The sequence below is a fragment of the Zoogloea oleivorans genome (genome assembly GCF_008107625.1).
Classification (GTDB): domain Bacteria; phylum Pseudomonadota; class Gammaproteobacteria; order Burkholderiales; family Rhodocyclaceae; genus Zoogloea; species Zoogloea oleivorans.
Map to the genome: position 1 here is coordinate 99,183 of NZ_SDKK01000004.1, position 25,696 is coordinate 124,878.

At 65.0% G+C, this 25,696-nt stretch carries 26 protein-coding genes; 16 read left to right on the forward strand and 10 right to left on the reverse strand.

The window, feature by feature from the left end:
• Window positions 1-18: 18 nt before the first annotated feature.
• The 11 genes from thiL to ETQ85_RS05295 all read left to right on the forward strand — a co-directional run bounded on the left by thiL (window position 19) and on the right by ETQ85_RS05295 (window position 8,142).
• A complete protein-coding gene (thiL, locus tag ETQ85_RS05245; RefSeq protein ID WP_148578148.1) occupies window positions 19-987 on the forward strand; it encodes a thiamine-phosphate kinase in 969 nt (322 codons plus the stop codon).
• Window positions 984-1,463 carry a phosphatidylglycerophosphatase A family protein gene (locus tag ETQ85_RS05250; RefSeq protein WP_148578007.1) on the forward strand — a complete coding sequence of 160 codons (480 nt, stop codon included), beginning with the start codon at window positions 984-986 and terminating at the stop codon, window positions 1,461-1,463. Before thiL ends, ETQ85_RS05250 begins: the two co-directional genes overlap by 4 nt.
• Window positions 1,460-1,948, forward strand: a complete 489-nt coding sequence (gene pncC, locus ETQ85_RS05255; protein WP_222862077.1) for a nicotinamide-nucleotide amidase — start codon at window positions 1,460-1,462, stop codon at window positions 1,946-1,948. The genes ETQ85_RS05250 and pncC overlap by 4 nt, the downstream gene beginning before the upstream one ends.
• Before the next feature lie 176 nt (window positions 1,949-2,124).
• Window positions 2,125-3,162 (forward strand): recombinase RecA, encoded by a 1,038-nt coding sequence (gene recA / locus ETQ85_RS05260; protein ID WP_148578009.1) that lies wholly within the window; start codon window positions 2,125-2,127, stop codon window positions 3,160-3,162.
• 32 nt (window positions 3,163-3,194) lie between these two features.
• On the forward strand, window positions 3,195-3,644 hold the full coding sequence (gene recX, locus ETQ85_RS05265; protein WP_148578010.1) for a recombination regulator RecX: 450 nt from the start codon (window positions 3,195-3,197) through the stop codon (window positions 3,642-3,644).
• A complete protein-coding gene (gene lptB, locus ETQ85_RS05270) occupies window positions 3,631-4,353 on the forward strand; it encodes an LPS export ABC transporter ATP-binding protein (RefSeq protein WP_148578011.1) in 723 nt (240 codons plus the stop codon). The genes recX and lptB overlap by 14 nt, the downstream gene beginning before the upstream one ends.
• Window positions 4,354-4,368: 15 nt before the next feature.
• A complete protein-coding gene (locus ETQ85_RS05275) occupies window positions 4,369-5,832 on the forward strand; it encodes an RNA polymerase factor sigma-54 (RefSeq protein WP_148578012.1) in 1,464 nt (487 codons plus the stop codon).
• 16 nt (window positions 5,833-5,848) lie between these two features.
• A complete protein-coding gene (gene hpf, locus ETQ85_RS05280; protein ID WP_148578013.1) occupies window positions 5,849-6,172 on the forward strand; it encodes a ribosome hibernation-promoting factor, HPF/YfiA family in 324 nt (107 codons plus the stop codon).
• A 158-nt stretch (window positions 6,173-6,330) separates the two neighbouring features.
• A complete protein-coding gene (gene ptsN, locus ETQ85_RS05285) occupies window positions 6,331-6,816 on the forward strand; it encodes a PTS IIA-like nitrogen regulatory protein PtsN (protein ID WP_148578014.1) in 486 nt (161 codons plus the stop codon).
• Window positions 6,785-7,720 carry an HPr(Ser) kinase/phosphatase gene (hprK, locus tag ETQ85_RS05290; RefSeq protein ID WP_148578015.1) on the forward strand — a complete coding sequence of 312 codons (936 nt, stop codon included), beginning with the start codon at window positions 6,785-6,787 and terminating at the stop codon, window positions 7,718-7,720. Before ptsN ends, hprK begins: the two co-directional genes overlap by 32 nt.
• 134 nt (window positions 7,721-7,854) lie before the next feature.
• On the forward strand, window positions 7,855-8,142 hold the full coding sequence (locus tag ETQ85_RS05295) for a PsiF family protein (protein ID WP_148578016.1): 288 nt from the start codon (window positions 7,855-7,857) through the stop codon (window positions 8,140-8,142).
• A 67-nt stretch (window positions 8,143-8,209) separates the two neighbouring features.
• Here the strand turns inward: ETQ85_RS05295 and ETQ85_RS05300 are convergent, their stop codons facing one another.
• From ETQ85_RS05300 to ETQ85_RS05310, 3 genes are all read right to left on the reverse strand, one after another.
• The gene (locus ETQ85_RS05300) at window positions 8,210-9,073 is read right to left on the reverse strand and encodes an FHA domain-containing protein (protein WP_187394585.1); all 864 of its coding nucleotides are present in this window, start codon (window positions 9,071-9,073) and stop codon (window positions 8,210-8,212) included.
• A 97-nt stretch (window positions 9,074-9,170) separates the two neighbouring features.
• Entirely contained in the window at window positions 9,171-10,106 is a 936-nt protein-coding gene (gene ttcA / locus ETQ85_RS05305; RefSeq protein ID WP_148578018.1) for a tRNA 2-thiocytidine(32) synthetase TtcA, read from the reverse strand.
• Window positions 10,107-10,174: 68 nt separating this feature from the next.
• The gene (locus ETQ85_RS05310; RefSeq protein WP_148578019.1) at window positions 10,175-10,924 is read right to left on the reverse strand and encodes a pteridine reductase; all 750 of its coding nucleotides are present in this window, start codon (window positions 10,922-10,924) and stop codon (window positions 10,175-10,177) included.
• 110 nt (window positions 10,925-11,034) lie between these two features.
• Here ETQ85_RS05310 and ETQ85_RS05315 point away from each other — a divergent pair, with 110 nt between their 5' ends.
• Window positions 11,035-12,195 carry a class I SAM-dependent methyltransferase gene (locus tag ETQ85_RS05315; RefSeq protein ID WP_148578020.1) on the forward strand — a complete coding sequence of 387 codons (1,161 nt, stop codon included), beginning with the start codon at window positions 11,035-11,037 and terminating at the stop codon, window positions 12,193-12,195.
• Between the two features lie 72 nt (window positions 12,196-12,267).
• On the opposite strand, the gene ETQ85_RS05320 is transcribed toward ETQ85_RS05315, so the two are convergent.
• Both ETQ85_RS05320 and ETQ85_RS05325 read right to left on the reverse strand, forming a co-directional pair.
• A complete protein-coding gene (locus tag ETQ85_RS05320) occupies window positions 12,268-12,486 on the reverse strand; it encodes a hypothetical protein (protein ID WP_148578021.1) in 219 nt (72 codons plus the stop codon).
• Between the two features lie 199 nt (window positions 12,487-12,685).
• Window positions 12,686-13,489, reverse strand: a complete 804-nt coding sequence (locus ETQ85_RS05325) for an alpha/beta hydrolase (protein WP_148578022.1) — start codon at window positions 13,487-13,489, stop codon at window positions 12,686-12,688.
• Window positions 13,490-13,674: 185 nt separating this feature from the next.
• Here ETQ85_RS05325 and ETQ85_RS05330 point away from each other — a divergent pair, with 185 nt between their 5' ends.
• Window positions 13,675-13,872, forward strand: coding sequence for a DUF2905 domain-containing protein (locus ETQ85_RS05330; RefSeq protein ID WP_148578023.1), 198 nt, complete (start codon window positions 13,675-13,677; stop codon window positions 13,870-13,872).
• A gap of 3 nt (window positions 13,873-13,875) precedes the next feature.
• Here the strand turns inward: ETQ85_RS05330 and ETQ85_RS05335 are convergent, their stop codons facing one another.
• From ETQ85_RS05335 to ETQ85_RS05350, 4 genes are all read right to left on the reverse strand, one after another.
• Window positions 13,876-15,822: a transglycosylase domain-containing protein gene (locus ETQ85_RS05335; protein WP_187394586.1), complete on the reverse strand. Its 1,947-nt coding sequence runs from the start codon at window positions 15,820-15,822 to the stop codon at window positions 13,876-13,878.
• Window positions 15,823-15,925: 103 nt separating this feature from the next.
• Window positions 15,926-17,191 carry a multifunctional CCA addition/repair protein gene (locus ETQ85_RS05340; protein ID WP_148578025.1) on the reverse strand — a complete coding sequence of 422 codons (1,266 nt, stop codon included), beginning with the start codon at window positions 17,189-17,191 and terminating at the stop codon, window positions 15,926-15,928.
• Window positions 17,188-18,141: a complex I NDUFA9 subunit family protein gene (locus ETQ85_RS05345; RefSeq protein ID WP_148578026.1), complete on the reverse strand. Its 954-nt coding sequence runs from the start codon at window positions 18,139-18,141 to the stop codon at window positions 17,188-17,190. The genes ETQ85_RS05340 and ETQ85_RS05345 overlap by 4 nt, the downstream gene beginning before the upstream one ends.
• A 67-nt stretch (window positions 18,142-18,208) precedes the next feature.
• Window positions 18,209-20,173, reverse strand: coding sequence for a lytic transglycosylase domain-containing protein (locus tag ETQ85_RS05350; protein ID WP_148578027.1), 1,965 nt, complete (start codon window positions 20,171-20,173; stop codon window positions 18,209-18,211).
• Between the two features lie 40 nt (window positions 20,174-20,213).
• On the opposite strand from ETQ85_RS05350, the gene ETQ85_RS05355 reads away from it, so the two are divergent.
• Window positions 20,214-20,843, forward strand: coding sequence for a 5-formyltetrahydrofolate cyclo-ligase (locus ETQ85_RS05355; protein ID WP_246128621.1), 630 nt, complete (start codon window positions 20,214-20,216; stop codon window positions 20,841-20,843).
• Here the strand turns inward: ETQ85_RS05355 and ETQ85_RS05360 are convergent.
• Window positions 20,833-21,750 (reverse strand): hydrogen peroxide-inducible genes activator, encoded by a 918-nt coding sequence (locus ETQ85_RS05360; RefSeq protein WP_148578029.1) that lies wholly within the window; start codon window positions 21,748-21,750, stop codon window positions 20,833-20,835. The two genes, ETQ85_RS05355 and ETQ85_RS05360, sit on opposite strands and share 11 nt — an antisense overlap.
• A 195-nt stretch (window positions 21,751-21,945) precedes the next feature.
• On the opposite strand from ETQ85_RS05360, the gene ETQ85_RS05365 reads away from it, so the two are divergent.
• Both ETQ85_RS05365 and ETQ85_RS05370 read left to right on the forward strand, forming a co-directional pair.
• Complete coding sequence (locus ETQ85_RS05365; RefSeq protein WP_187394587.1) at window positions 21,946-23,460, forward strand: DegQ family serine endoprotease; 1,515 nt, start codon at window positions 21,946-21,948, stop codon at window positions 23,458-23,460.
• A 189-nt stretch (window positions 23,461-23,649) separates the two neighbouring features.
• A complete protein-coding gene (locus ETQ85_RS05370) occupies window positions 23,650-25,686 on the forward strand; it encodes a TonB-dependent receptor plug domain-containing protein (protein ID WP_148578030.1) in 2,037 nt (678 codons plus the stop codon).
• The last annotated feature ends 10 nt before the right edge of the window (window positions 25,687-25,696 follow it).

Below are 25,696 nucleotides of genomic sequence, written 5' to 3' on the forward strand. Positions count from 1 at the left end.
GTCGGACCTCGCCGCGCAATGTCCTCCGAGTTCGCCCTGATCCGCCGGTATTTCACCCGCCCGCCCCGCCACACCGACCTGGCGGTGGGCGACGACGCGGCGCTGATTCGCCCCGGCCCCGGCATGCAGCTGGCCATCTCCACCGACATGCTGGTGGCCGGCACGCATTTCTTCGCCGATACCGACCCGGAAGGACTCGGCTGGAAAACCCTCGCGGTGAATGTCTCCGACATTGCCGCGATGGGCGCCCGGCCGCGCTGGGTGGTTCTGGCGGCCTGCCTGCCAGCCGCTGACGAAGCCTGGATCGCCGCCTTCGCCAGGGGTTTCTTCGCTTGCTGCGAGGCCTTCGAGATCGACGCCATCGGTGGTGACACCACCCGCGGCCCGCTCAATCTGTGCCCGACCATCTTCGGCGAAGTGCCTACCGGCGCGGCCGTCACCCGCTCCGGCGCCCGTCCGGGCGACGACCTGTGGGTGTCCGGTGCGCCCGGCCGCGCAGCCCTCGGCCTGGCCCATCTGCGCGGTGAAGTCGTGCTGACCCCGGCCTGGCGCGACGACTGCCTCGCCGCCCTGCACCGTCCGCAGCCCCGCGTCGCCCTCGGCCTGGCCCTGCGTGGCCTGGCCACCGCCATGCTCGACGTCTCCGACGGGCTGCTTGGCGATCTGAACCACATTCTCGAACTGTCCCGCGTCGGCGCGGTGGTGGACGAAGCCGCCCTGCCCCTCGCCGCGCTGCTGGAAGCCTGCGGCGACCCGGTCCGCGCCGTGCGTGCGTGCACTTCCGGCGGCGACGATTACGAACTGCTGTTCGCCGCTCCCGCCGACCGGCGCACCGATGTGGCCGACCTGTCGGCCCGCCTCGACCTGCCGCTGCACCGCATCGGCTACTTCACCGACACTGCCGAAGCCCTGCAACTGCGTGGCCACGACGGCCGCCTGCATACCGTATCCGCCAACGGCTACGACCACTTCGGCCAGGGCGCATGAAACCCAACCTCCGCTTCCTGCTCTCCGACCCGGCCCATTTTGTCGCCCTCGGATTCGGCTCCGGCCTCTGGCCGAAGGGCCCCGGCACCGCCGGCACACTGGCCGGCTGGCTGCTTTTCCCGTTCATCCGGGCGCCACTGTCCGAGCCGCTGTTCGCCGGCCTGCTGATCGCCAGCTTCCTGTTCGGCATCCTGGCCTGCGAACGCACCGGACGCTCCCTCGGCGTGTCCGACCCCGGCTGCATCGTGTGGGATGAAATCGTCGCCATCTGGCTGGTCCTGTGGCTGACCCCCGACACGCTGCTGTGGCAGGCCGTCGCCTTCGGCCTGTTCCGCTTCTTCGACATCGTCAAGCCGCAGCCCATCCGCTGGGTGGATGCGCACGCCCACGGCGGCTTCGGGGTGATGATCGACGACATCCTGGCGGCTGGCTACACCCTCGTGGTGCTGGCGCTTCTCGTGAGATTCTTCGGCTGATGGACGCACAACTCGACACCCTCTCCCGCCAGATTGGCGAACACCTCGCCACCCATGGCTGGCGCCTCGCCACGGCCGAATCGTGCACCGGCGGCTGGGTCGCCGAGGTGGTCACCGCCACCGCCGGCAGCTCGGGCTGGTTCGACTGCGGCTTCATCACCTATTCCAACGATGCCAAGTGCGCCCTGCTGGGCGTCTCGCCGATGACCCTCGCCCGCTACGGTGCGGTCAGCGAGCAAACCACCGCGGCAATGGCCAAAGGCACCCTGGAGCGTTCGGAAGCCGACATTTCCCTGTCCATCTCCGGCATTGCCGGCCCGGGCGGCGGATCGAAGGACAAACCGGTCGGCACCGTGTGCTTCGGCTGGGCGCGCAGCGGCGAAGCGCCCCAGACAGCCACCTGTCATTTCACCGGCGACCGGGAGGCTGTGCGGCGCCAGGCCGTCATCTTCGCCCTTGAAGAAATCCTCCGCCGCTACCCCTGACAGACAGGCAAAATCCGGGATTGGCCGATTTGAGTGGACCTGCGACAGAAGCTGTATAAAATAACAGCTATCGCGCCGCTCAGCCCCATCGGAAAAAGGCTATCAGCACGCGCGTCCACCCGCACGCAAACTCTGTGCCATAATTCCAAAAACCCTGTTTTAAAGGATCAAGACAAATGGATGACAACAAAGCCAAGGCCCTCGCCGCTGCGCTTTCGCAGATCGAAAAGCAGTTCGGCAAGGGCTCGATCATGCGCCTCGGCGACGGCGAGGTCGAAAGCGACATCCAGGCCGTCTCCACCGGCTCCCTGGGCCTCGACATTGCCCTCGGCATCGGCGGCCTGCCGCGCGGCCGGGTCGTTGAAGTCTACGGACCGGAATCCTCCGGCAAGACCACGCTGACCCTCCAGGTCATCGCCGAAATGCAGAAGCTCGGTGGCACCGCGGCCTTCATCGACGCAGAACACGCCCTTGACGTGACCTACGCCCAGAAGCTCGGCGTGAACGTCGGCGAACTGCTCATTTCGCAGCCCGATACCGGCGAACAGGCCCTCGAAATCGCCGACATGCTGGTCCGTTCCGGCGGTGTGGATATAGTCGTCATCGACTCGGTGGCAGCCCTCACCCCGAAGGCCGAAATCGAAGGCGAGATGGGCGATCAGCTCCCCGGCCTGCAGGCCCGCCTGATGTCGCAGGCCTTGCGCAAGCTCACCGCCAACATCAAGCGCACCAACACGCTGGTCATCTTCATCAACCAGATCCGCATGAAGATCGGCGTGATGTTCGGCAGCCCGGAAACCACCACCGGCGGCAACGCGCTGAAGTTCTACGCCTCCGTGCGCCTCGACATCCGCCGCATCGGCACGATCAAGAAGAACGACGAAGTGATCGGCTCCGAAACCAAGGTCAAGGTCGTCAAGAACAAGGTCGCCCCGCCGTTCCGCGAAGCCATTTTCGACATCCTGTACGGCGAAGGCACTTCCCGCGAGGGCGAGATCATCGACCTCGGCGTGGTGCACAAATTCGTGGACAAGTCCGGTGCCTGGTACGCCTACAACGGCGAGAAGATCGGCCAGGGCAAGGACAACTCGCGGGAATACCTGAAGGCCAATCCGCACATCGCCCGCGAGATTGAAAACAAGATCCGCGTCGCCACCGGACTGCCCGAAATGGCCGTTGTTCTGGCGCCGGTGGTGGCCGCCAGCGCGGCCTGAAGCCCCCGGCAGGCAGAAGCAGGACACCCGGAATGGCCATGAACATGCACGACCGGGCCCTGCGCTGCCTCGCCATGCGGGAACACTCCCGCACCGAACTGGCCCGCAAGCTGGGGCCACTCGGCACCGAAGACGAGGTCAACGCCGAGCTGGACCGACTGGTCGAGCTCGGTTTGCTTTCCGATGCCCGCTTTGCCGAGGCTTTCGTGCGCACCAAGGCCCGCCGCTTTGGCGCCACCCGTTTGCGCAGCGAACTGGCGCAACGCGGCGTCAGTGCGGCACTGATCGGCGAGGCCATCGAGGAAAGCTGCGGCGACAGCGAACTGGCACGCGCCAGGGACGTGTACCGCCGAAAGTTCGCCACGACACCCGCAGACGCGCGAGAATGGGCAAAACAGGCGAGATTCCTTCAAGGCCGCGGCTTTTCAACCGATATCATTCGTAGAGTCCTGAAAGAACAACCCGGCGATGAGCCTGCTTAAAGTCAGCAACCTGCGCAAGAAGTACAAGGCCCGCACCGTCGTTCACGACGTCTCTTTTGACGTCGGCAGCGGCGAAGTCGTCGGCCTTCTCGGCCCCAATGGCGCCGGCAAAACTACCTGCTTCTACATGATCGTCGGCCTGGTGGCTGCCGACGGCGGCGAGATCACGCTGGACGACCAGGTGCTCACCCACCGGCCGATCCACCAGCGCGCGCGCATGGGCCTGTCTTACCTGCCCCAGGAAATGAGCGTATTCCGCCGCCTCACGGTGGCCGAGAACATCCAGGCGGTGCTGGAACTGCAAAAGCTTTCCCGCGCCCAGATCGGCGAACGCCTCGAAGAACTGCTCAACGAACTCGGCATCGAGCACCTGCGCGACAGCACCGCGATTTCCCTGTCGGGTGGCGAACGCCGCCGCTGCGAGATCGCCCGCGCCCTGGCCACCGATCCGCGGCTGATCCTCCTCGACGAACCTTTCGCCGGCGTCGATCCGATCGCCGTCATCGACATCCAGAAGATCATCCGCTTCCTGAAAGACAAGGGTATCGGCGTCCTCATCACCGATCACAACGTCCGCGAAACCCTCGGCATCTGCGACCGCGCCTTCATCATCAACGCCGGCGAAGTGCTGGCCAGCGGCCGGCCCGAGGAAATCGTCCACAACGAACAGGTCCGTCAGGTCTACCTCGGCGAGCATTTCCGGCTCTAAGGTCTCACACGACTCATGAAGCCCAGCCTCCAGCTCAAACTCTCCCAGCATCTCGCGCTGACGCCGCAACTGCAGCAGTCCATCAAGCTGCTGCAGTTATCGACCCTCGAGCTCAACCAGGAGATCGAGAAGATCCTTCTGGAAAACCCGATGCTCGAGCGCGAGGAACCCGAAGGTGATCTCGGCTCCTCACGCGTCGAAGCCCCCAGCCCGATGGCGCCGGCAGGCAGTGAGGCGGCCCATGAGCGGGATCAGGAGCAATCCCGCGAGTCCGACCGAGAACGTGAGCCCGACCGGGATTTCGACAACAGCGGCGAGGCGGGCGAATGGATGGCCGCCGGCAGCGGTGGCAACCAGCGTGACGATGACGATGATTCCGACTTCCAGGAGTTCCAGGCGGCCGTCCCGTCCCTGCGCGACCACCTGGACGCCCAGATCTCGCTGACCCCCCTTTCCGACCGGGACCGGGCGCTGGTGCGCTTTCTGGTCGAAGCCCTCGATGACGATGGCTACCTGAGCCAGGATCTTGAAGACCTGCTGCCCCTGCTGCCGCCCGAGCTGGAATTCGAGCTGGACGATCTCACCATCGCCTTGCGCCAGATCCAGAGCCTCGACCCGGCCGGCATCGGCGCCCAGGACGTCAGCCAGTGCCTGGCCCTGCAGTTGCGCGCCCAGCCGCCCAGTGACGAACGCGACCTGGCCATCGCCATCGTTTCCTCGCATCTCGAACTGCTGGCCGCCCGCGATTTTCTCAAGCTCAAGCGGGCCCTGCACTGCAACGACGACGCCCTGCGCGAGGCCCACGGCCTGATCCTCGGCCTGAATCCCCGGCCGGGTGCCCAGTTCTCGCAGGCCGACACCCGCTACGTCGTACCCGATGTGGTGGTACGCAAGATCCGCAGCAACTGGGTCGTGAATCTGAACCCGGATGCCATGCCGCGCCTGCGTATCAACCAGCTTTACGCCCAGATCCTCCGCGACAACCGCGGTGCCAGCGGCTCCCTGTCCAGCCACCTGCAGGAAGCCCGCTGGCTGATCAAGAATGTGCAGCAGCGCTTCGATACCATCCAGCGCGTTTCGCAAGCCATCGTTGACCGCCAGCGCCAGTTCTTCGATTATGGCGAGGTGGCAATGCGCCCGCTTACCCTGCGGGAGATCGCCGAGCAGCTGGATCTACACGAATCCACAGTCTCGCGGGTGACCACCCAAAAGTACATGGCCACGCCGCGAGGCATTTTCGAGTTTAAATATTTTTTCGGCAGTCACGTCGCCACCGACACCGGTGGTGCGGCTTCCTCGACGGCGATTCGGGCGCTGATTCGCCAGCTAGTAGCCGCAGAAGACAAGAAAAAACCCTTGTCCGACGCGAAGATTGCCGAGTTGTTGGGCCAGCAGGGCATCGTGGTCGCTCGCCGGACGATTGCAAAGTACCGCGAGTCCCTCGATATCCCGCCGGTCAGTCTGCGTAAATCCATCTGACAGAAAGGTAACAACCATGAACCTCAACATCACGGGGCATCACGTCGAAGTTACGCCGGCCATCCGCGAATACGTCACGACCAAGCTCGATCGCGTAATCCGCCACTTCGACAACGTCACCAGCGTAGCCGTGATCCTCTCGGTTGAAAAGCTGCGTCAAAAGGCCGAAGTGACCGTTCATGTCCGCGGCAAGGATATCTTCGTTGAGAACGAAGATACCGACATGTATGCGGCTATCGACGCCCTGATCGACAAGCTGGACCGTCAAGTTCTGAAGTACAAGGACAAGATCTCCGATCACGGCCACGACTCGGTCAAGCACCACGTTGCCGAATCCTGATCGTCGGCACTAAGTAATCCCGTTTTCCCCGGGACCGTTGTGGCTATAATGCGCCCCAATTGACACAACGGCCCCGGCGGCATCTGTCCCCGGATCTTCCAGAATCACCTTCACCGGAAACCTGTGTCGGTCCACTCCGAGCGCAGGAGAGTCCACCCATGAATCTCATCGCCAAATTATTGCCGCCAGCCAATGTGGTCGTCGGCCTCGAGGCGAGCAGCAAGAAGCGCGCTTTCGAGCAAGCGGGTCTGCTGTTCGAGAACAACCACGGCATTGGTCGCAGCGTCGTCTTCGACAGTCTGTTTGCCCGCGAAAAGCTCGGCTCGACCGGCCTTGGCCAGGGTATCGCCATCCCCCACGGCCGCATCAAGGGCCTCAAGGACGCGCTGGGCGCCTTCATTCGCCTCTCCGAGCCGGTTCCCTTCGACGCTCCCGACGGCCGTCCTGTGTCTCTGCTCTTCGTACTGCTGGTGCCCGAGCAGGCCAATGAGCACCACCTCCAGCTTCTTTCCGAACTCGCCCAGATGTTCAGCGACCGTTCCTTCCGCGAACAGCTCATGAGCGCCCCCGATGCACTGGCGGCCCATGCCCTCTTCGCCCACTGGGGCAGCGATGCGTCAGACAACGGTAACGCGACTCTTTGACGACAATCTGGAACGCCTGAGGCTGCGCCACATCTGTGGCAGCCTCGACACCCGCATTGCCGTTTCCGAAGACCGCATCTGGCCGGCCGACATGGTGGGTCACCTGAACCTGATTCACCCCGACCGGCTGCAGATCCTCGGCTCCTCGGAGCTGGCCTGGGCCCGTCGGCAGACCCGCGAAAAGGTCATCCATCACGTCCGGGAGATCCTCTCCTACGCGCCGCCAGCCCTCATCGTGGCTGACGACGAAGACATCCCGAGCATGATCCGCACGCTGTGTGCCAACCATGATGTGGCACTGTTTGCGAGCCCCCTGCCTTCCGCCAACGTCATCGACCTGCTGCGCAACTACCTGTCGCGCAAACTGGCCGAACGGGTGGCCCTGCACGGTGTGCTGATGGACGTGCTGGGTGTCGGCGTGTTCATCACCGGCGATTCCGGTGCCGGCAAGTCGGAACTGGCGCTGGAACTGATCTCCCGCGGACACGGTCTGGTCGCCGACGACATCGTCGAGTTTTCACGCATCGCCCCGACCGTTCTCGAAGGACGCTGCCCGGCGCTGCTACAGGACGTCATCGAGGTGCGCGGCCTGGGCATCCTCAACATTCGCACCATCTTCGGCGAGACCGCCTGCCGGCGAAAGATGAAGCTCAAGCTCATCGTACATCTGCAGCGACGCCAGCCGGGCCAGGAAGACCCTCTGCGCCTGACTCTCGACGGGGAGCAGCAGCAGGTTCTCAGTGTACCGATCCGGCGAGTCGTGCTCCCTGTGGCGGCCGGTCGCAACCTGGCGGTACTGCTCGAAGCAGCGGTGCGCTCCACCATCCTGCTGCTGCGCGGCATCGACTCGACCCAGGAATTCGTCGACCGCCAGCGTCAGGCCATGGAGGACGGCGGCTTTTAAGCCAGCCGAAACACAAAGCTGCAAAATTGTGTGCGCTGGCGGGCGATTATCCCGGCCCCCGTCAACGGATTGCCGGCGGCTCCGTTTATGATGCAGTTGCAGTCCCGAAACCCGCCCATACGAGGAGTGGCCAGATGAAAAAAATGATCCTGAGCGTTGCCGTTTCCCTGTTTGCCGCCAGCCTGGCACCCGCGGCGTTCGCCGCCGGCAGCCAACAGAACAAGATGAAGGAATGCAATGCGTCTGCCACCGACAAGAAGGGCGATGAGCGCAAGGCCTTCATGAAGGAATGCCTGTCTGCCAAACCGGCACCCAAGAGCACCCAGCAGGAGAAGATGAAGTCCTGTAACAAGGAAGCCGGTGAAAAGGCGCTGAAGGGCGATGAGCGCAAGCAGTTCATGAGCAGTTGCCTGAAGGGCTGACCCGCGTCAGCCTCAGCAGATGAAAGGGCCGCAGATGCGGCCCTTTTTCATGCATGCCCGCCCCCGCTCAATCGAGGGCGAAGGCCACCGCGTCCGACATGTTGTCGGCCACCGAGAAGCCGCAGCCGATGTGCCCCTTTTCAGCGAGGATGAACTCCTCCCGCTTGATGCAGTGCTCCGGGCTGCCTTCTTCAAGAAGAAAGGTGCCATTGGTACTGGAATCGGTCAGATAAAAGAGTCCGTTGCGCAGTTCGATGCGGGCATGCTGCCGCGACACCCGGGGGTCGGCGACGGCGATGTCGTTGCCGGTCTCCCGCCCGAACAGCAGGGTCGGGTGGGCACTGTCGATCGTCCAGCCCTGACCGCGAAAACTTACCCGCATCTGGCGCTGGGCCTGAATGGCCTCCTGGCGCAATTCAGCGGGGGTAGGCGGGGGTGCTTCGCCCAGTTCCAGCACCGGAAACGGCACATTGCCGGTGGACTCGGCGAGGCGCCCGAGCAGCCGGCGCATGGAAGGTGACAGCACCTCGCTGAGGTTCTCGGAAACCCCGATGGTGTCGGGATTGTGGCTATCGACGAGCCTGGCGGCGAGCTTCTCGACGTCCTCGTCGGCTTCCTCGGCCTCCGATTCAAGGACCACCCCCGCCCGCAGGACCAGCTTGATGCCGCTCATGGGCGGCAACGCACGGACCCGCTCGCGCATCTCGCGCGCCGCCAGCAGGGCTGAATCGGCGTCGGGAAAACGTGCCACCAGCACGTCCGGGCGAACCATCAACTCGCTGGCCGAATAAGCCTCGGCACACCGTGACATGCGGTTCAGGCAACGCTCAACGGCATACCCGGCTTCCGCTTCACCCAGCTTGTCGGCAAGCCGCATCCCGCCAGCAACATCAGCGTACAAAAGGCAGCGGGTTTGGACACGCTCATTCATTCTCACGGACTCCGACAAAACTTGACGACTCATCCGGGGTGGCGGCGACTTGCTCCGGGGTATCTCGGCGGCGATGGGGCGGGAGGAAGACTCAATACTAGCTTCTCCATATCCCGATCGGAATGGCCGATGCATCCGGCTGTTCGACCGGAAGCTCGGGGGTATCGAAAACAATGTCGCCCTGATCCACTTTAGTACCGGACGACACATTTCGAAAATCAAACAGGCTGCTGTCTGCCAGATGCGACGGCACAACATTTTTGAGCGCGGTGGCGATGGACACGATGCGCCCGGGAAAGCGGGTATCCCAATCTCTCAGCATGGTCTTGATGTGCTTGCGCTGGGCGTTTTCCTGGCTACCACACAGGTTGCACGGGATGATCGGGTATTCCATACCACGCGCAAAGCGCTCGATGTCCTTCTCGGCGCAGTAGGCCAGTGGCCGGATCACCACGTTCTCACCGTCATCGCTGACCAGCTTGGGGGGCATCGACTTGATCTTGCCGCCGAAGAACATGTTCAGGAAAAGGGTCTCGATCATGTCATCGCGATGGTGGCCAAGAGCGATCTTGGTCGCGCCGAGCTCCTTCGCGGTGCGGTAAATGATGCCCCGGCGCAGGCGAGAACACAGGGAACAAGTTGTCTTCCCCTCCGGTATTTTGTCCTTGACGATCGCGTAGGTATTCTCGGTAACGATCTTGTATTCGACGCCGATGGACTCGAAGTAGGCCGGCAGGATCTCGTCGGGGAAACCGGGCTGCTTCTGGTCGAGGTTCATCGCCACGATGCGGAAGTCGACCGGTGCGCGCTCCCGCAGGGCCAGCAGGATCGACAGCAGCGTGAAGGAATCCTTGCCGCCGGAGATGCAGACCATGACGACATCACCATCGGCAATCATCCCGTAATCGCCAATGGCTTCGCCCACCTTCCGCTCAAGATGCTTCTTGAGCCGCAGGAAGGTATTCGAAAAACGGGACTCCTTTTCGGGGAGGTCGGTCGCAGACCGGGCGGGAGAGGCCACTACGTGTTCCATGTCGTTTCAATGTCCGGTGATTATAGTCCGGTCGAATATCTGCAAGACCGGCACAAATGTTAAATACGTTATAAGTGGGCGCTGCGCCCGCCATCGACCGGAATGATCTGACCGGTGATGTAAGGTGCATCGAACAGCAGGAAGCGCACCGTGCGGGCGATGTCCGATGGCGCGCCGATACGCCCGAGCAGGGTATGGGCGACGATGGCCTGGCGCTCAGCCGCAGGAAACTGGCCGTCATCCGGCCATTCGATCGCGCCGGGCGCCACTCCGTTCACCCGCACTTCCGGTGCCAGCTCCAGCGCCAGCGCCCGGGTCAAACCGAGCAGGCCGGCCTTGGCAGCACAATACAGGGGGTAACCCTTCAGCGGCCGCTCCGCATGGATGTCCACGATGTTGATGATCGCCCCGCCGCCAAGCTTCAGGTGCGGCGCCGCGGCCTGGGAAAGAAACAGCGGCGCTTTCAGATTGGACCCCATGAGATCCAGCCATGCGGCATCGTCGATTTGCCCGAGGGCCGTCGGAAAAAAACTCGACGCATTATTTACAAGACCATCCAGCCGCCCGAATCGTTCCACCACGGCGCTCACCAGGCCGGGCAGGCTGGCACTATCGAGCAGGTCGGCCTGGAAGATCGCCGCCGATCCCGGGCGCATCCCGTTGAGGTCGGCGGCCAGCGCTTCCGCGTCGCTGCGGGAGCTGCGGAAATGCAGCGCAACCCGCGCACCGGCGGCCTGTAGCTGGCGCGCGATTTCGGCACCGACGCGCCGGGCAGCACCGGTGACAAGGACAACCGGGGCCATCGATTCTTGATTCATGAATGCCTGGGTGATCTGAAACGGAGAGCGTAATCATACGGTGCCTGAAGCCTCGCCGGTGCACTGCAGCGGACGGGTAAAATGCACACTTTTCCCTTTCCGTGACGGCCATGAACCTCCCCCAGCCCTCCCCCGACGCCCTCGAACAGAGCGGGCGCCTCGTCACCCGCCTGCGCAGCCTGATTGACGCGCAGGGAGGCTGGATTTCCTTCGCTACTTATATGGCAGAAGCGCTCTACGCGCCGGGCCTCGGTTACTACAGTGGCGGCGCCCGCAAGTTCGGGCCCGGCGGCGACTTCATCACCGCCCCCGAACTGACGCCCCTGTTCGGCCAGGCCCTCGCCACGCAGGTCCAGCAGATCATGGAATTGTCCGCCCCGTACATCATCGAGGCCGGCGCCGGCACCGGCCTGCTGGCCGCCGATTTACTGCTCGAACTGGAACATCGCGGCGCCCTGCCCGAGAGCTATGCCATCCTCGAAGTATCCGGTGAGCTGCGTGAACGCCAGTTCGACACCCTCGCCGCCAAGGCCCCCCACCTGGCCTCGCGGGTCAGCTGGCTGGACGACCTGCCCAAACAGTTCTCCGGCGCCATCGTCGCCAACGAGGTACTCGACGTGATGCCGGTGCACCTGATCGCCTGGCGGCCGGACGGAATCTTCGAGCGTGGCGTGGCGGTGGATGCGGAAGGCGGCTTCGTGTGGGCCGACCGGCCGGTTGCCGGCAAGGTCGCCGAAGCCGCCGCCGCCCTCGACATTCCGCTGCCCGAAGAAGGCGAATACGTGAGCGAGCTGAACCTCGCCGGCCGGGCCTGGATCGGCGAGCTGGCGGCGGGTCTGACACACGGTGCCATGCTGCTGGTGGACTACGGCTACCCGCGGGCCGAGTACTACCTGGGCAGCCGCAGCACCGGCACGCTGATGTGCTACTTCCGCCACCACGCCCACGCCGATCCCTTCCTGTGGCCGGGGCTCAACGACATCACCGCGTTTGTGGATTTCACCGCAGCCGCCGAAGCCGGCTTCGAGGCGGGGCTGGACGTGCTCGGCTACACCGACCAGGCCAACCTGCTCTACAACTGCGGTGTGCTGGCCTGCCTGGCGCGGCGTGCGCCGGAAGACAGTGTCGACTACATTCGCGCCGCCAAGGCCGTCCAGCGCCTCACCGGGCCGCACGAAATGGGCGAACTGTTCAAGGTCATCGCGATGGGCAAGGGTATCGAGCAGCCGCTGATCGGTTTCCTGCGGGGCGACCGGCTGCACACGCTGTAAGCGGGGCCCCGGCCGGCCAAATAAAAAGGGCCTGCCGGCGCAAACCGGCAGGCCCTTTTCCATCCTGAGGAATTACTCCTGAAAACGATACACCGCGCTCAGGAATGCATCGACATCGGTCGGAATGAAGTGCTGCTCCTGGCTGGTGACAGGAATCTCCTGCAAACCAAGGGCAAGCTCCTGCGGCAGCAGATTGGCGTTCAGCACCTCGTCGCCATACGTCTGACCGGCATCGCTTTGCGGATCGTCGTAGATCCGTGCTCCGCTTTCCATTTCCATGCTGATCACCATTTCGGCCTCCGTTGCGGGGAAAGTAAAATCAGCCCGCTGATGTTTCTAACGGCTGCAGCCGCCAAAGGTTGAAGGGAAGCCAGCCAGGGAGCCCGCATTTCAGGCGCTCCGTGGCGCTGCTTGCATGATTCAAGAATGGTCCACCGCCAGGCAGGCCGCAATGACGGACTTCACACGCGGCGCGGTTTATTCCCCTTGCTCACAAGTCCTGACTTTTCAGCCAGTCGATGACCGGCTCCGCAGCGATGCGCCAGTCCGACTCCATCATCATGCCGTGACCAAGGCCGGGCAGAATCTTGGCCGGGACACCGTAAGTCCGGGCAGTCATTTTCACTTGGTCCGGCGGAATCAGCACGTCGTGCTCGGCACCCAGCACCAGCATCGGCGGCAAGGTCATGCGCGACAGAGAAGGCAGCGCAAACAGCGACATGTCCCAGATTGCCCGGTGGGACTCGGGCTGGCACAGGTGGTAGTAACGCTGCAGGCGCGCAGGCTCGATGGTCTCGTAGAACATCGCATCGCGCAGGGTGTCCATCTGCGGCTGGCCGCCGCCCATGATGCTGTTCAGGTCGCCAAGCAGGTGCGGCTTGGCAAAGGCCAGGCCAAAAGCGGAACCAAGCAGGCCCTGCGGCGGCACCGAGGACATCAGCACCACACCCGGCGCGGTGTGCTCTTCGAGGTATTTCTGGATCACCATGCCGCCCATGGAATGGCCGATCAGCACCGGAGGAACCGGCAGCCTGGCAACCACCTCGGCCACGTCATTGACGTAATCGGCGATCGAAAAGGTATCCAGATAGACCCGCCCACGGCTCTTGCCGTGACCGGACAGGGAAACGGCATACGCGGCGTACCCCTGTTCCGCAAAATGGTTGAGGAAAAATTCGTCCCAACACCAGGCGCCGGTATAGGCACCATGGATGAACAGCAGCGGGGTTTCGTGGGCCGGCCCCGAGGGCGTGCGGCACAGGACTTCCAGATCGCCGAAACGGGCTCGGTTCATGCGCAGGCTCCCGGGAGGAACCAACGCGGACAGGCGGGAATCAGGGGCATGGGCTGTGCGATGGATTTGTTTTGTTGTAATCGCAGAACTTACAGCACCCCACCCCAGGAAGAAAGCGAAAAACGCGCCGGTCGGGCCGGATCCGGGTTTAAATCCGTCCTTTCAATACCTGCAGGTAAAGGCTGATGCTCAAGTGGTTGCTGGCCATCGTGGTGCTGGCGGTGATTTCCGGGTTCGGGTCGAACCTGTCGCTGAAGCGCTGGCGTATCGGGCACCTGCCCGGCGACCTGCATTTCGACATCTGGGGGCGCCACATCCACATACCGTTCACCAGCACCCTGCTCATGTCGCTGGCCGTGTGGCTGCTGGTGCGCTGGTTCTGAGGCTTATTCGAGCGGCGCGCGCACCGCAAAGATCACGCTGTCGAGGATCTGCCCCTCGGCCGACATCAGTTCCAGCACATGGCGCCCGGCTACCGGCCGCCAGGTCACCCGACTGCCGCTCCCGTTGCCGATCTTTTCACCGTTGAGACGCCACCAGGCACCAGCGGGCGCGTGGGCGGAATCGAAATAGACGCGAAAGGCCGCGTCGTCGGCAAGCGCCATCGCATCCACCAGTGCTCCGTTGGCGGGCTGGGCGATACGCGGCAGGGTACGCGGCACGGCCACCCGCTCGGTTTCCGTGCCGCGGATGAACCACTCCCGGCGGGCGCCCTCCACCGGCGGCTCGAACACCACCAGACTCGACACCACGCCCGGCGGCGGAGCCGGACGAACAGCCACCTGGCTGCGCTGCAGGCTGCGCAGAATTTCGTGCCAGGCCAAGCCAGCCGAGGCCGACATGCCACGCCCACCGGCGGTCCACAGGGCCAGCGTGAAACGGTCCGAGAAGCCGGCGCTGAGAGACTCCCGTCCGTCCGGAACATACTGGCGGAAGACGAAGAACTGGAGATTTCCATCCACCTCCTGCTCGGCCAGGATATCGCCGACGATGAAAGCCGCCTCCGGTTTGAGCAGACGACGGGCAACCCGCTCCGGCCCGGGCAGAAAGCGTGGCGCCTGCCAGTTACCGCCCACTGCCAGGCTGCGATACAGCCCGGCCAGTTGCGGCAAACCGAGATCCGGCAGGCCGCCCCGGGGCGTCTCCACCTCGGCCACACGCAGGCGCTCGGCAAACCCGTCGCCCAGCAAACGTCCGACCGTAACGGCCGGATCACTCAGGCTTTCGGCCAGGGCATGCCGGGTACTCACCCACATGCGCTCATCGGGCAAAGTTGGCGCATGGTTGGCCAACGGCTCTTCGAGCAGACTGGCAGCCGTCAGCAGACGCCGCTCCAGCGCCAGCCCGTAGGCGAGCGGCTGCAACAGGTTGCCAACACTGCGCAACATGACGGCCTGATCCGGCAGGGCCGCATCGGGCGCTCCCGCGTAAGCCAGCACATCGCCGCTGGCATTATCGATGACCACCGCCGCCGCCTCACCGGTCCCAAGCCGGCGCAGGGCGGTGGTGACGATGCGCTGGGCGTCCGCATCCAGGGTCGTGACCACCCGCTCGCCGGCCTGCTGGAGCAGGAAGCGGGCCGCATGCGGCGCCAGCTCCCAGCGCGGGCCGGTCTGCTGGCGATCGAGATTGTTGAGGGCCAGGCGCTGGGCCGGCGCACAAGCCCCGGGCGCGTTGATGCGCTCGGCCAGCACGCAAGCCCGGTGCGCCACCACATCCGGCTTGGCGTTGGGGCCGCGCAGCAGCACCGAGAGGAGAATCGCCTCGGGTCGTCCGAGTTCTGCCGGGGTCTTGCCGAAGAGCGCACGGGAGGCCGCATGGACGCCCTGCAGATCACCGCGGAAGGGCGCCAGGTTGAGGTAGGCCTCGAGGATCTGCTCCTTGGTCCAGCGCGCTTCGAGGGCCTGGGCGGCCAGGGCCTGATCCCATTTCTGGCCGAAGGAGCGGCGTGGCATGCCATTCCGGCCGAGGGCCAGCTCAGGATCGAGCAAACCCGCCAGTTGCATCGAAAGGGTGGACGCACCGCGTTTGCGGTCGTACCACAGGTTGTGCCACAGGGAGCCGGCGAAAGCCCGCCAATCCACGCCGGAATGCTCGAAGAAGCGCTTGTCCTCGGCGGTCAGCAAGGCTTCCTTGAGAGCCGGCGACAGAGTATGCAGGCCGACCCACTCCAGCCGCCGCACCCGGTTGTCGAGGCGTTTTTCGGCCAGCGGCGTGCCATCGCGGGCGAGCAAAACGGCCACCGACGGCGTCGCCCCGGCCTTGACCTCGGCGAAGGCCGGAACCGGCTGGTTGGCGTCGGCAGACGACACGGCGCCAATGAGGCTCGCCACCAGGGCGAGGCGCCGGACAAGGGGGAAAAGCGCGGAAAATTCTCGGGTCGGACACATGACTGGGCGGCATTGTATGCCGCAAGCCCACAGGCCAGACGTGGGATTACTGACGGGTATTGCTACAAGAAGTGTCAAGAATGGTGTCGCCATCGGCCGCCGGGCGCGCCAGCACCTTGACGGCCGCCACCCGGGCCGCATGGACCTCGGCCGGAATGCGCGATTTGTCCTCCAGCGCCCGGGCGATGGCCCCCGCATCCACACCACGCACCGCCGCCAGCGCGGCGAGCAGGCGCTCCCGCTGGGGGTAGGGACGCGTCTCGTAACCGGTGCGGCCATGGAAATCGCAGGCACAGGCGTCGAGCAGGGCGCCAAAGCGTTCCGGCCGACGCAGGCCGTCGCAGCGCTCGATGAGCTTGACGACGGTTTCCGGACGCAGCACCAGGCCCTGATGCACGATGCCGTGCTCGCGGGCCACCATCACGGCCAGATCGCGGCAATCTGCCGGGCTCTTGAGACGCTCGCCGACCTGGCGGGCGAGCCCTTCGCTGGCCGCCTCGTGGCCGTAGTGATGGGGCAGCACGTGGGCCGGCGTGACGCCCTTGCCCAGGTCATGCAGCAGACAGGCGAAGCGCACTGGCAGCGGCTGCTTGGTGGCCGCCGCCTGGTCGATGACCAGCAGTTGATGCACACCGGTATCCACTTCCGGGTGATATTGCGGCGGCTGGGGCACACCGAACAGGCAGTCCAGCTCCGGCAGAAGGCGCGCCAGCGCGCCGCAATCGCGCAGCACCTCGATCATCCGCGACGGTCGGGCTTCCATCAGGCCACGGGCAATTTCCTGCCACACGCGCTCGGGCACCAAGGCGTCCACCTCGCCGTTGGCAACCATGCCGCGCATCAGCTCAAGGGTTTCCGGCGCCACCGAAAAATCGGCGAAACGTGCGGCAAAGCGCGCCAGGCGCAGGATGCGCACCGGATCTTCGGCGAAGGCCGGACTGACGTGGCGAAACACCCGCAGGGCCAGATCCTGCCGGCCGCCGCAGGGGTCGATCAACGCGCCATCCTCGCCGCGGGCAATGGCGTTGATGGTCAAATCGCGGCGGATCAGGTCTTCTTCCAGTGTCACCGACGTATCGGTGTGAAAGACGAAGCCGGCATAGCCGGGGGCCGTCTTGCGTTCGGTACGCGCCAGCGCGTACTCCTCATGGGTTTTCGGGTGCAGGAAGACCGGAAAATCCTTGCCGACCGGCTTGTAGCCCTCGGCAAGGAGCGCTTCCGGGGTGGCGCCGACGACGACCCAGTCCCGGTCCTTGACCGGCAGACCGAGGAGTTCGTCGCGAATGGCACCACCGACGCAATAGATTTTCATGGACGACGTAGTTGGTAGGAATCGAAGCGGCCGCGCTTGTTGGCGCTGCCGAGATAAGCCGGGGCAATGGTTTCAAGGGAAGTCGGCTGCCGGCCCCAGGGCTGCGCCGGGCCGCTGGCGACATTGTCGGCGCGCATCGAACGCACGTTGTCGCGGCTCATCAGCGGGCCGGGCAGACACTCGAGAACCCTGGCCTGCAACATCGCCAAGCCTTCCGGCAGCGGGATGACCGGACGCGGATGCCCCGTTACTTCGCCCACATACTTGACCAGTTCCTTCAATGTGTACTGGCGCGGGCCGGCCACATCGTAGGTCTGGCCAAGCGCATCGGGGCGGGTCAGGGCTTCGGCCACGATATTGGCCACGTCCTCCACATACACCGGCTGGAAGCGCGCACCGGCACCGCCAAGGGGCAGCAGCGGGAAGGTTTTGAGGAGGCCGGCGAAGAGATTCAGGAAGCTGTCGCCGGCACCGAAGATCACCGACGGACGCAAGATGGTCCAGCCCACATCGGGCGACGCCGCCCGGATCGCCGCCTCGCCGGCAGCCTTGGAGCGCTGGTATTCGGACGGTCCGCTGGCATCGGCCCCCAGCGCGCTGATGTGCACGATCCTCGTCACACCGGCCTTGCGCGCGGCCGCAACAATACGGGTCGGCAAATCCACATGAGCACGGGCAAAATCGGCGCCGTAGGGCGTGCCGGAACGGGAATGCAGCACACCTACCAGGCTGACCACCGCATCCACGCCTGTCATCAAGCGCTCGAGCGTGGCCGGCTCGAAAACATCGGCTTCGACAAGTTCGACAGTCGGCAGGGACAGCAGGTGGCGGACGCGATCCCGGCGGCGGGTCGGAATCAGCAGGGCAATACCGTCACGGGCCAAACGAGCGGCAACGGCGGTGCCGACAAAACCGCTGCCGCCAATGATGAGAACCTTGCGGATGGACATGGTGATTTACCGGTAGAGGGATGTCTTACAGACGCTGCTGCCGGCAGACAATTCCCCGGCAACCTGATTACTCTTCGAGACCGGCCCCCGGCGCCGGACTGCCAAGACCCGCCGTGCTGCCGTCGCTTGCCGCAATGGTGCCCAGGCGGGCCTTCAGGGACGGCGCGCGGCCTTCGAGAAGGGCAGTGTAGATGATCGTATTGGCCATCACCTTCTTCACGTAGTCGCGGGTTTCGTTGAAGGGAATGCTTTCGGCGTACACCGCGCCCTCGAGGGGCTTGCTGTCCTTCCAGCGCTTGGCCCGGCCGGGGCCGGCGTTATAGGCGGCGGAGGCCAGCACCGGGTGGTTGTCGAGGCCTTCGAGGACCATCCGCATGTAAGTGGTGCCGAGCATCACATTGGTGTCCGGATCCTGCAGCCAGCCGGCGTTATAGCCCTTCATGCCGAGCTTGCCGGCGACCCACTGGCCGGTGGCGGGCATGACCTGCATGAGGCCCTGGGCGCCCACCCCGGAACGGGCGGCAGTGACGAAGCGGCTTTCCTGGCGCATCAGACCATACACCCAGCCGGTGTCGAGGGCACGGTTCTTGGCGTTGGGCTCGATCCGGTCGCGGTACGGAGCCAGGTAGCGCAGGCTGTAGTCGTGCTCGTCGCGGGTCTTGTCGGCGGCGTTGATGGCCCGGTCGTAAATGCCGAGTTGCTGGGCGAACTGGGCGGCGGCGAGCAGGAAACGGTCATCGCGGTTGCGCAGGGTCCAGTTCCATTCGCGGGTGCCTTCGGTGCGCATGTCGAGGCGAAACAGGGCCAGGGCCCGCTGCACGCCGGGGGTCTGGCGGATGATCTCGGCTTCGTCGCTGCTGGTGGCACGGGCCTTCCTGGGCAGCGTGAAGGTGCGGCCGAGTTCCTCGTCGGCAAGAATGCTGTAGAAGGTCGGATGGCCGGCAATGCGCTCGAACTCCTTGCGCGACGCCTCCCGGTTGCCGAGCGCCAGCTGGGCGCGGCCGAGCCAGTAAGTCCAGTCGGGCAGCTCGCGCTGGGCCGGCGGCATCGCTTCGACGGCGGTCCGGACGGCACGCCAGTCGCCGGCGCGCAGGGCCGCACGGACGCGCCAGGCGGCCTGTTCTTCGGACATGGGCGTATCGCCGGCGGCCTTGAACCAGGCGTTGGCGTCGGGCATCAGCTTGGTTGCGGCCTGCCAGGCGATCTGGCCGAGGGCGTAGCTGCGGTCGGCCGCTGACAGCCGATCGTTCAGGCCCAGATAGCGGATATAGGCGCCCTGCGGGTCGTCCCGGGCCAGGCGGGCGATGGCGATCAGCACCAGCTCGCGGCCCTGCCGGCTGGCGGCAAAGTTGGCGGGCAGGCGGTCGAGGTAGGTGGACGGGTTGGTGCTGGCCTTGTCCAGGTCGGACGGGCCGATCAGCTGCTCGGCGGGCAGCCAGGCAGCCACGGCACGGGCGCCGGTGACGCGCTTGGCTTCCATCAGGCGGCGCACACGCGACCAGATTTCATCGGGGCTGACGCGGGCTTCCTGCACCAGGGCACGCAGCACCGGAATACAGCTTTCCGGCGTATCCACCAGGGAGAACCACAAGGGCCGGATCTCTTCCAGCAGCGCCGGATCGCCGTTGCTCAGGCGGGCCTGGTAGTGGTAACAGCGCAGGTCCTGCTCGGGCTGCTCCATGTTCGGATATTCGGCCGCCAGGGTGCTCCAGTCGGCCCGCTTGCCCAGGCTACGCAGCCATTCACCACGCAATTTCTCGGCCAGCCAGCTGCCGCTGTTGCGCTGCAAGAACTCACGGATGCGGGAAAAGTCGGCATCGCCGTTGCGGGCGACAAGGTTGGACAGCGCCCAGTATTCGGGATAGATGTCGAGCACATGGCCGGTCGGCGGGGCGTTCTGGGCGAGGCGGTGGCGATCGCCGCTGCGCGCCGCGTCCTTGGACAGCAGGATGCGTTCGTCACCGGGATCGCCGCCTGCCGGCAAGGCCATCCACAACACTGCCGCCAGCACGGCCAACACGCTATTCTTCATTGCTTTACGTTCCGCCAAAATGCCGCCGGAGAATAGCACAGTGAATTCCCCCCTCCCCCGTCCCGCAGCCGATTCCGGCGGCGAAATTGCTGCGCTGCGAAAAAATCTCCGCAACGCTCGCATCGCAGCCCGTGAACAGCTCCCCGCCGCCGAGCGCCAGGCGCTCACCGCGCGCATCGAAGCGCACCTGGACGCCCTCCTCGCCCGCCTCGCGCCAACGCGCCTGGCCTTCTGCTGGCCGTGGCGCAACGAGGTGGATCTGGTGCCGTGGATGAATCGCTGGCTGGCCGCCGATGCAACGCGCCGGGCGGCTCTGCCGGTGGTGCGCAATCCTGGCCAGCCGATGGCGTTCCTGCGCTGGACGCCCGATGCAGCCATGGACACGGACCACCACGACATCCCGATCCCGGCCGATGGCGAGCGCCTCGAGCCGGACCTGATCCTGGTACCCCTGAATGTCTTCGATGCGGCGGGTTATCGGCTTGGCTACGGTGGCGGCTATTTCGACCGCACGCTGGCGGCGCTGGACCCGCTACCCGTGTGCGTCGGCGTGGCCTTCGAGCTGGCCCGCACCGAAACGGTCTATCCCCAGCCCCACGACCAGCCGATGGACTGGATCGTGACCGAGGCCGGGGCGGCGCAGGCGACGGGCAGAACGCTCAGCGCGTAACCGGACGCACGCCCGGCAGCGGACTGCCGAGGATCGCCGAACGGATCACGTCGATGGCGCCACTGCGCGGGTAGGTAACGCGCCACGCCAGGGCGATGCGGCGGAAGGGTTCCGGCGCCTCGAAGGGGCGCACGGTGAGCAGGGGATTGCCGTCGGGCAGCGGGTCGGCCGCGCTGCTCGGCAGCACGGTAATGCCGGCGCCGGTGGCCACCATGTGGCGAATGGTTTCGAGGGAGCTGCCTTCGAGGGTGCGTTGCAGGCCTTCACCGCTACGGCACAGGGGACAGACTTCGAGCACCTGGTCACGGAAGCAGTTGCCGGCGCCCAGCAGCAGCAGCGGCGCTTCGGCGAGGCGCTTGGCAGAGATGGACGCTTCCTGCTCCCAGGCATGCCCGGCAGGCATCAGCACCCGGAAAGGCTCGTCATAGACGGCCTGAGTGACGATACCCGGCTCCTCGAAGGGCAGCGCCACGACGATCACGTCCAGATCGCCACGCTTGAGGGATTCGGCCAGCCGGACCGTGTAGTTTTCCTGAATCAGCAAGGGCATCGACGGTGCTGCCGCATGAACCCGCGGAATCAGGTGCGGCAACAGGTAAGGCCCGATGGTGTAGATCACGCCCAGCTTGAGGGGGCCGGACAGGGGGTCGCGGCCGGCGGTGGCAAGCTCCTTGATCTGGCCGGCTTCGAGCAGCACCTTTTCGGCCTGGGCCACGATGCGCGCGCCGATGTCGGTGATTTTCACGTCGGCTGCGCTGCGCTCGAAGAGCGTCACCGCCAGCTCGTCCTCGAGCTTCTTGATGGCCACGGAGAGGGTTGGCTGGCTCACGTTGCAGCGTTCGGCGGCATGCCCGAAATGCCGTTCACGGGCCAGCGCAACAAGGTAGCGAAGATCGGTCAGCGTCATCGGGAACACCCTCAGCAACGATAGTGATTAACTATACAACGCTGGCGAGGAAAGGGGCATTTTCCCTTCGCCCGAGACGACTTGGCAGCACCTTGCAAGCGGCAAAAGCATCCCCATCTTTGTAAGCGTTTGTTCAAGCAAGGAACATGACGCCAGGGACGGCGTCGATAGTCTGGTGAAAAACAGGAGTAACGCATGAAACCTGCCGTGTTGAAATCGACCCTCGCCTTCTCCGCCATCGTCCTCGCCGTTTCCGGCTGCCTGCAGGACGGCGGAGCCATCTCCCCCTCCCATGCCGGCAACGCCAGCATCGCGCCCGCCGTGGCGCCGGCAGCCGCACCGGTCACGACCAACCGCTACGGCCTGCCTGACTTTTCGGGCCTGGTGGAACAGGTCGGCCCGGCGGTGGTAAATATCAGCGTCACCCAGAAACGCCCCCGTGGCGGTGCCACGGCAGGCGAGGATCCTTTTGCCGGCGATCCGTTCTACGATTTCCTGCGCCGCTACGGCGTGCCCATTCCCGGCATGCCGGGCAACGGCAACGGGGGTGGCGGACGCGCACCCGAGCAGATCCAGCAAGGCGTCGGCTCGGGTTTCATCGTCAGTTCCGACGGCTTCGTGCTGACCAACGCCCACGTGGTGGACGGCGCCACCGAGGTCACCGTCCGGCTCACCGACAAGCGCGAATTCAAGGCCCGGGTCGTCGGCGTGGACAAGCGCACCGACGTGGCCCTGCTGAAGATCGATGCCACCGGCCTGCCGGCGGTGAAGACCGGTGACGCCGAACACAGCAAGGTCGGCGAATGGGTTGTCGCCATGGGCTCGCCCTTCGGCTTCGACAACACGGTGACCGCCGGCATCATCAGCGCCAAGGCGCGCCGCCTGCCGGACGAAACCTACGTGCCCTTCATCCAGACCGACGTGGCCATCAACCCGGGCAACTCCGGCGGCCCGCTGTTCAACCTGGCCGGTGAAGTAATTGGCATCAACTCGCAGATTTACTCCCGCTCCGGCGGCTTCATGGGCATCTCCTTCGCGATTCCCATCGACGTGGCGATGAAGGTCAAGGACCAGCTGCAGAAGTACGGCAAGGTCTCCCGCGGCCGCCTCGGTGTGACGATTCAGGGACTCGATACGGAGCTCGCCCAGAACTTCGGCCTCGACAAGCCGGCCGGCGCCCTGATCGCCAACGTGGAAAGCGGCTCCCCGGCCGAAAAGGCAGGCCTCCAGTCGGGTGACGTGGTTCTCGGCGTAAATGGCCAGAAGGTGGCCGACTCCGCCGACCTGCCACGCATCATCGGCGACCAGAAACCCGGCAGCGTGGTGCGCCTGTCGATCTGGCGCGAACGCAAGACCCGCGAGCTCAACGTGACCCTGGGTGAACAGGCCGGCGAGAAGACCCTCGCTGCCAGTCCCGAGCGCAAGAGCGGCGAGAGTGCCAGCAGCAAGCTGGGCCTGACCGGACGTGCCCTGACGGCGCAGGAAGCATCCCGCCTCGGCGTTCCCGGTGGCGTGCTCGTGGAAAGCGCCAGCGGCCCTTCGGCCAAAGCCGGATTGCAGCCCGGTGACGTCATCCTCGGCATCAACAACCAGGTCATCGGCACGGTCGAGCAGTTCCGCAAACTCCTCGAGGCGGCCGGCAACCGCTTCGCCCTGCTCGTGCAACGCGGGGATAGCCGGATCTTCGTGGCAGTGCGCATGGGGCAATGACAAATGGGCCTGTGAAAATATGCAAAATCACAGGCCCATCCATTCTTTAGCGAATTAAGTCACTGTTTAGAGAAAAAAAATTACGTAATAGGGTGCAAGCGGGGTAGTTATAATTGGCAGAAAAAGCGGGGTTAGCATGTGCCAGTCTTTGGGAGCCCCCCGTCTCAGACCATAACAAAAAGTCACTCGATGTTCTTGCTGCTGTCCAGGCAGGCTCTGCTTGTTGCGCTGGCGGGCCTCCTGCCAATTAACGCTGCCCTTGGTGCCGACCCTTTTCGGGCTGACGGCGCCGAATCGCCTTTTTTCGAAGAGCTTCCTACTGTCCTGTCCGCTTCCCGCCTGCCCCAGGTGCTCAACGAAGCACCGGGGGCGGTAACCATCCTCGACCGCGAACTGATCCGCGCCACCGGCTACCGGGATGTAGCCCGCCTGCTACGCCTGGTGCCCGGCATGCAGGTCGGCCAGGAGCGCGGGCACGCACAGTGGGTCACCTATCACGGCCTCGGCAGCGACTACCCGACCGAAATCCAGGTACTCATCGACGGACGCTCGGTGTATGCGCCAAGCTCGTTCGGCGGCGTCGACTGGTCGGCCCTGCCGCTCACCATCCAGGAAATCGAACGCATCGAGGTCGTCCGCGGCACCAACTCCAACGCCTTCGGCGCCAACGCCTTCCTGGGCGTCATCAACATCATCACCCGCCACAGCCACCAGGACCGCGGCGCCTCGGGCCAGATCAACGTCGGCAACCATGGCATCGCCGACCTGCAGGCCAGCTGGACCGGCGGCAGCGACGGCCTCGGCGTGCGCCTCTCCGCGGCCCAGACGCGCGACAACGGTTTCAGCAACCTGTACGACTCGCGCCAAAGTCAGACCCTCAGCCTGCGCAGCGACTACCGCCTTGACGCCCGCGACGAACTGACCCTGCGCGCCGGCTACAACCACATTGAGCGCGGCCAGGGCTACCCCGACTCCCTCTTCGGCAACAACGCCGAACGCAACACCGGTACCGACGGCAGCACGATCCACCTCACCTGGCGGCGCACCATTGCCGAGGATGAAGAGTGGCTGCTCAGCCTCTATCAGAATCACGAATCCGGCGTTGACCGCTGGCTGGCCTCAGCGCTCCCCTACTATCCCTACCCGGCGGTGCCCCTCGACCGCAGCCGCGCCAGCAACCGGACCAACGTCGAGGTGCAGCACCGTTTCGCCCTCAATCCGCAGGCACGGCTGGTGTGGGGCCTGGAGAGCCGCCGCGACAAAACCGAGGCCCCCTTTCTATTTGTCGGCGGCAACCCGCCGGCAATGAACATGTACCGGGCCTTCTCCAACCTGGACTGGCGCCTGACGCCAAGCTGGCAACTCAACCTCGGCGGGCTGCTCGAAAAAAATGGCAATGTCGCGGTCCAGTTCATTCCGCGCGCCTTCGTGAATTGGCAGGCCAGCCCCAGCGACACCTTCCGCGCCGGCTACGCGCGGGCCTGGCAGCAACGCAACCTGTTCGACCTCTACGGCGACGTGCGTGCCTACGATCCGGCCAGGCGCGGCGTGCTGCTCGCCTGGCCCTACCAGTCCAACCCGAACCTGCGCGTGCCGCGGGTAGACACTGTTGAGATGGGCTATCTGGGGCGTTTCCATGCCATCGACGCCACCCTGGACGTACGGGTTTTCAACGAGCGGATTACCGATTTCGTGGTCCGCGAGACGGTTTCGGCCGATGTCGGCGAACTCCACATGCCGAGTTCGCAGTTCATCAACGCCTCATCTCCCGTCGTATTGCGCGGCATCGAGTACCAGTTGCGCAGCAAGCCCCGTCCCGGTACCGAATTCATCTTCAATCACAGCCTGATCGACCGCCACGTGGACGACCCGGCCATCGCCAAACGAACCGCCCCCTACACGGCCAGCCTGACCTGGCTGCAGGACTACGGGCAGGGCTGGACGAGCACCGCCAGTGTCATGCGCATGGGCCCGCTGGCCGGCGGCTACGGTTACGTTTACGGCTGCGACTACACCGCGCGGGCTTACAGCAGCCTTGATCTGCGCATTGCACGCAGCTTCCGCGTCGACGGTCGCAAGGCCGAAATCGCCCTGAACGGCATCAACCTCGGAGAGCCCCACCAGGAGATCACCGACCGCTCGGAACAATGCCTGCCGGCCCACCAGGGCACGCCGGTCAATCCGGCTTCCAGCATGGCCTGGGTGTCACTGGCCATCGAACTGTAAGCCGCCGCCC